This window comes from Streptomyces sp. NPDC054840 (assembly GCF_053611065.1).
This window is the reverse complement of the sequence record NZ_JBSGZP010000514.1, coordinates 1-5,415: the sequence shown is the minus strand read 5'-3', so window position 1 is coordinate 5,415 and position 5,415 is coordinate 1. Positions and strand designations below refer to the sequence as shown.

General features: G+C 66.0%; 4 protein-coding genes and 5 pseudogenes. 3 read left to right on the top strand and 6 right to left on the bottom strand.

What is annotated here, in order from left to right:
* The 3 genes and pseudogenes from ACWGIU_RS28330 to ACWGIU_RS28320 form a co-directional block, all read right to left on the bottom strand.
* Positions 1 to 281: pseudogene (locus tag ACWGIU_RS28330) on the bottom strand (IS5/IS1182 family transposase); the annotation flags it as partial.
* Positions 282 to 284: 3 nt separating this feature from the next.
* Positions 285 to 614 (bottom strand): annotated as a pseudogene (locus ACWGIU_RS28325) (transposase); the annotation flags it as partial.
* A gap of 129 nt (positions 615 to 743) precedes the next feature.
* On the bottom strand, positions 744 to 950 hold the full coding sequence (locus ACWGIU_RS28320; protein WP_453710448.1) for a hypothetical protein: 207 nt from the start codon (positions 948 to 950) through the stop codon (positions 744 to 746).
* 1,304 nt (positions 951 to 2,254) lie between these two features.
* On the opposite strand from ACWGIU_RS28320, the gene ACWGIU_RS28315 reads away from it, so the two are divergent.
* Positions 2,255 to 2,392, top strand: coding sequence for a hypothetical protein (locus ACWGIU_RS28315; protein ID WP_453710446.1), 138 nt, complete (start codon positions 2,255 to 2,257; stop codon positions 2,390 to 2,392).
* 105 nt (positions 2,393 to 2,497) lie between these two features.
* On the opposite strand, the gene ACWGIU_RS28310 is transcribed toward ACWGIU_RS28315, so the two are convergent.
* Positions 2,498 to 2,800 carry a transposase family protein gene (locus ACWGIU_RS28310; RefSeq protein ID WP_453710445.1) on the bottom strand — a complete coding sequence of 101 codons (303 nt, stop codon included), beginning with the start codon at positions 2,798 to 2,800 and terminating at the stop codon, positions 2,498 to 2,500.
* Positions 2,801 to 2,883: 83 nt separating this feature from the next.
* Here ACWGIU_RS28310 and ACWGIU_RS28305 point away from each other — a divergent pair.
* Both ACWGIU_RS28305 and ACWGIU_RS28300 read left to right on the top strand, forming a co-directional pair.
* Positions 2,884 to 3,138, top strand: a pseudogene (locus ACWGIU_RS28305) (IS5/IS1182 family transposase); the annotation flags it as partial.
* 82 nt (positions 3,139 to 3,220) lie between these two features.
* A pseudogene (locus ACWGIU_RS28300) lies at positions 3,221 to 3,597 on the top strand (helix-turn-helix domain-containing protein); the annotation flags it as partial.
* 102 nt (positions 3,598 to 3,699) lie between these two features.
* Here the strand turns inward: ACWGIU_RS28300 and ACWGIU_RS28295 are convergent.
* Together ACWGIU_RS28295 and ACWGIU_RS28290 are read right to left on the bottom strand one after the other, a co-directional pair.
* Positions 3,700 to 3,816, bottom strand: a pseudogene (locus tag ACWGIU_RS28295) (IS5/IS1182 family transposase); the annotation flags it as partial.
* A gap of 338 nt (positions 3,817 to 4,154) precedes the next feature.
* On the bottom strand, positions 4,155 to 5,415 hold a 1,261-nt coding region (locus tag ACWGIU_RS28290), incomplete at its 5' end, for a right-handed parallel beta-helix repeat-containing protein (protein ID WP_453710443.1).

Below are 5,415 nucleotides of genomic sequence, written 5' to 3'. Positions count from 1 at the left end.
GCTTTGTCGGCGTGGAGGCGTTGGGGTTTGAAGTGGCGGCCGCGGTGGGGGTCGTGTCTCGTTTGGTGACCGAGCACCATCGGCTTCAAGGCCTGACCGTCGTGGGTTTCGGCGGCCGAGCCGCCGACAACGAGGGGCAGGCCGTTCGCGTCCGGCAGGACGTGCATTTGGGAACCTGGCTTGCCCCGGTCCACGGGGCTCGGACCTGTGAGTTCGCCCCCCCCCTTTTTGGCCCGCACGTGTACGGAGTCGAGGACGACGCGGGAGAGGTCGAGGAGGCCGGGGTAGCGACGGTGGAGTCGGCGGCAGCCGGCGAGCCAGGCCATGGTGCGTTCGATGGTCCAGCGGTGGCGGCACAGTCGCTGCGAGGACTCGATGCCCTTGCGGGCGATGCGGTGCTTGATGCCGCGTCCGCGTAACCATCGTCACAGGTGGGCATAGTCGTAGCCCTTGTCCGCGTGGAGCTTGGCAGGCTTGCGCCGTCGACGGCCGCGGCGGGAGCGGACGGGCGGTATCCCGCGGACCAGGGGCTCGAGTGCCTGGCTGTCGTGCAGGTTCGCGCCCGAGATTCCGACGAACAGGGGCAGACCCGTCCGCTCGGTGATCAAGTGGATCGCCTTCACCTCACCACATGGACACGGTCTTATCCAGTTCGTCGAGGCTTGTGCCGACCTGACGACGGGCACTCCATCCGGACTTGGCACCGTTGGGGAGGCGGCGTCTCTGCGCCCTTCAAGCCGCCCCTATGTGAACAGGCGAGGCGTCTGCAGCAACAACTCGTCCTCGGCGGGAAACCGGTCGAAGCCGCCTCCCTCCCAGGCCACGATCACCGACGGCTCGCCCATCGAGTCCGTCTCCATTCTGAGGGCTTGTACCCTGCGCCACTGGCCTTCGTAGCCGATCACGTCACCGCGCCTGACGAGGGCGGCCACTTTCGTCGGCACGCTCACGGGTTCCCCCTACGGTGCATGCTCCCCGGCATACCTGCATGCGCGTCCGCCGGGCGCCGCCGGCCCACCTATGACAACGACCCACGGCTCACATCGGATTGTCCGCGCTGTCACGATGCAAGCTTCCGCCCCGCGACAGCCCCCGAGCAGCCTGCGCCACCGTCGCGAAAACCAGAGGCCTCGCGTTCCTGGCGTTTGCGACACCAATTCCCGGGCCTCCGGCACTCAAGTGACCACGCCAGCGGCATTTTCCATTGCCTGTTCAGGCGGTGCGCGAGCAGCACCAGGCGACCCCCGCCGGCGAGGCGGAGTCGACGAGTTCCACCACGACACCGCGGACGGCATGTCTGAAGCGGGTGCCGAGCTACTGCGGCCCGGTCGCAGATGCCGATCTCGCTGTGGATGGAGATGACCAGCACCCCTTGGTCAAAGGCGTGAGTAAGCATGGCGCTCCTTGTCAGCAGCGAAAAGTGGCAGTCACCCACTCCATCCGTTACCTTCCCTGCCCTGCCTGGCGCCATGCCCGCGCGCCGTCGCACTGACGCAACACTCTTCCCTTGAGCACGTGCCGGAGGGGAACGCACCCAAGACATCGGCACCGGCCCGACCCCGGGCGCCGCTCCGGCAGCCCAAAGCGCGTCGCCCGGTAGCGATGACGACTCCATGGGCTGCGGAGCTTCGACGGGTACCCGCACCGGTGGGTCTCAGTGGGGGCGAGTTCGGTGAAGATCGGCTCCAGGCTGGGGCGTGGAACCGCGTGGCTGGGCGCCGATGATGGGGATGAGTCGCATCGTCATCCTGGTCACACCGGGTTCAACGCCCCCACGCACGGCAAGTTACTCCCCGTGAGGGCGATCCACGTAAAGCGGTCTCATTTTGACTTCATCCCACAGTCGGTCCATCGGGAAGCCGGGAGGAACTGGCCGCCACCGGCGTCGACCTCTTCTACCTCCCGCTCCGCCAGCCCCGAAGTGAACGAATCGATCGACCCTGCCTGCCCGGCACCGCCGAATGAACAGTTACACCACACCAAAGTGCGATCGAGCAGCGGGCGCGGGTGTCCACCGGGCGGAAGAATCGTTTTGAGGGTCGTGACCGCTGATCAGCGAAACCCCTTGGCTCACATTCCGGGGCAGAGCCAGCACGTGCCTCATGCCCCCAATCTCATGTCCCACCCGGACGCTGCCCGGACTCGTCCGGCGCATGCCCGCCGCAACGGCACCGAAGACATCACAGATCCGTCCGCACCCCTGTACGCTCAGCTTGCGACGGAATGGACCGCCCGCGGCGCCGCAGTCCCTGGCATGCCCGATCCTCTCTGGGAGCGCCTGATCTCCGCAGAGCACTTCGAGCAGGAAATCGAATCCACTCTGCGGCGGCTCCACCTCGCCGGGGACCCCGACATCCCCCCTGCGTCGGCCGAACGCGGCCGACGACTGTGAACAACTCATTGCTGGTTCGCCCAGCCCGCTCAAGCGCGCTCTGCACCAAACTCTTCAGCGGGCGGCATCTTGGCTGAGCTTTTCCCCTCCTGATCGCCAGGTGATCTAGGGGTGTGAACGGTGCCCGATCCGGTTGGTGCTGCATCGGGCCTTGCGGAAGATCCGCCACTGCTGAGGCGGGGCGAAGCCCCGTTCGACCGCTGCTCGCAGGTGTGCGTGTTCCCTGTTGAACTGCTTGTACTGATTCGACAGTTCTCGTCGTTGTAGAGGTGCGGGCGGTGGCGTGCGATGTCCGCCTTGGTACTTGTCGGCCAAGACGAGGATCTGCCAGGTCAGGTCCGCTTGGACGAGGCCGTGGGCACGGGCCACGGGCAGGTCATGGGGGCGGCCGGGCAGCGCCCGGGACAATCACAGCGGTGTGCCGTTCGGGGTACCGATGACTTGCAGATAATGCCGTGCCGCTTGTGTTGCGAGTAGTACGTCTCGTCGGCGCCGACACGGTCCGCGCCGCGACGACGAAGGCGTACGAGATCCTCGACGGCACCCTGCTGGCGATCGACCAGATCGTCGCCGACCGGCCCTTGTACAGCGGGAAGTACAAGCAGCAGGGAATGAATGCCCAAGTCCTCACTGATCCGTTCGGCCGCTGCTGAGCCTCATCCGTGCTCCCCGGCGCCGTGCACGAAATCAGTACCGCCCGTACCCACGGGGTCAGCGAAGCCCTGTTCCCAGCCGACTTGACCTGCTCGTGCTGTGACCGGGAATGTTCTCCGAGTTGCTCGTTGTGCTGGTTGCAACTGAGTGCTCCAAGCAGCGTGGGGAGGCGGCATGGCGAAACCGGTCCGGGTTCGCGGGCTGACCGAGCAGGAGGGCCAGAGACTCCAGCACATCGTCCGGCGGGGCGGCAGGAGTTCGGTGCGGTTTCGGCGGGCGATGATGCTCCTGGCTTCGGCTGGCGGGCACGGTCCCCGTCAAAGCCCGTCTGGTCCAGGCTGACGAGGACACCGTCGCGACATGATCCACAAGTTCATCGAGATGGGGCTCGCCTGCCTGAACCCTCGCTGGGCGGGAGGCCCGTCCCCGCCTTCTCGATCGTGACGACGAGGACTTCGTCGTCCAAGCGGCCACCACCCGCCCGACCGTTCTGGGCAGGCCCTTCCCCGCTGGTCATCCGGAAGCTCGCCGACCACCTGCGGCACAACCGTGGGTCTGTCAATCGAACGGTGTATCCGGGGTGGCTGGGGTTACTGACGGACTGCGGCGAGCCGGCCGTCGAAGGTGATGTCGAAGGCGTTGAGGGCGGTCTAACTCACGCCCTTGCACAGCACGTAAACAATGCCCCGCAGGGCAGCGCGGTCATCCGCCGGCAACCGACCCGGGTACCGGTGACGCCTCGGCGGGCGAGGAGGGAGCAGTAACTTCATTTTGAAACGATCAGTTAGAACCGATCGCAGCCGCTTGACCTGCCACGTTCGCTCTAGTTTCGTGTCAGACCCGGTGGAACGCCACTCCTTCGGGCAAGGGAGCCCGCGGTCCGGGACGCTCGACGGGGTGAGAAATTCAGTCCGTACACCAACGGGGCTCCCGGACGGTGAAGTTGAAGGGCGGACCCTTCACTCGACCGTCGGGGAGCCGTTTCCGTTCGGCGCTGCCCGCGTACACCCGGCCGTCAGCTGATCGGCCCGCTGCGAAGACTCAGCCGTTGCCGGGGACCGGGGTGTGTGCGGCGGGGTGACTGGTGGTGGCCGTCCCGCCGGCTGTGTCAGCCGAAGCAGCCGGGTACCGGGGAGGCGCTGGGGGTGCAGTTGGTGGGGTCGTTGTCGACGATGTTGACGTCGCCGTAGGTGAGGACGGTCGAGCCGGTGTTGTTGTAGCCGCCGGGGGCTTCGTCGGAGTAGTTCTCGGTCACGTCGACATCCGTGAGGATGGTGGTGTAACTGGAGTCGTTGTAGATTCCGCCGGCGGTGTAGCCGTCTCCCGGGGCGCGGTTGCGGGTGATCTCGCTGCGGCGGATGGAGACGTCGTCGCCGATGTAGATGCCACCGCCGTGGCCATCGGTGGCGACGTTCTCGCGGATCTTGGAGTCCTCGACCACTGACGGGTAGTAGAGGTACAGGCCGCCGCCGGAGTCGGCGGTGTTGTACTCGACAACGCTCTTGCTCAGGTAGAACGACTCACCGCCGACGTAGACGGCGCCGCCCTCGTACGTTGCCCAGTTGTACTTGAGGACGCTCTTGTCGATCTCCGTGATGCCGTAGTCGTGGTAGACGCCTCCACCGTAGTAGGCGGTGTTGCGGCTGATCTCGCTCTTGCTGACGGAGGTGCTTCCGTAGTAGTTGTAGAGGGCGCCGTAGCCGTCGTCAGAGTCGGCGGCGTTGTTGGTGATCTTCGACGCGGTGATGGTCACCTTGCCCTCGTCGTTGTAGAGGGCGCTGCCGTCCTCGGCGTTGTTGTTGCTGAGGGTGCTGCGATGGATGTTGGTGACACCCTCGTTGTAGATCGCACCACCATCGTAGTCTTGGCTGTCTGTGGAGTTGGTGTCGAGGGTGACGCAGTCCAGGTCGAGCCGGCCCGCTGCGTTGACGTAGATCCCGCCGCCGTCGCCGTCCTCTTCTGCGTCCGACCTGCCGTGGGAGATCGTGAGGTCGCGCAGTTTGAGGTCGCCGCCGTTTTCGACCTCGAAGATACGGAAGGGGTCGGCGGCGGCAGCGCGGGTGATGGTGGAGCCGTTGCCGTAGATTGTCACGGGCTGGAAGATCTGGGGCAGCCCGTTACCATCCTGCTCGGTCGTCAGGATGTAGGTGCAATTCTCCGCCAGACTCAGGGCCCCCCCGCCCTGCTCGTTCGCATTCGTGATCGCGGCGATCAGCTCATTGGGGTCGCACCCCACCCGCTTGCCCCGCTCCTCGTTCCCGTCGTGATCATGCTTCCCCTGATGGCCGGCACCGTTCGCCTCCTTGTCGGCGTACTCCTTGCCGGCGTTCTCCTTGCCGGCGTTCTCCTTGCCGGCGTTCTCCTTGCCG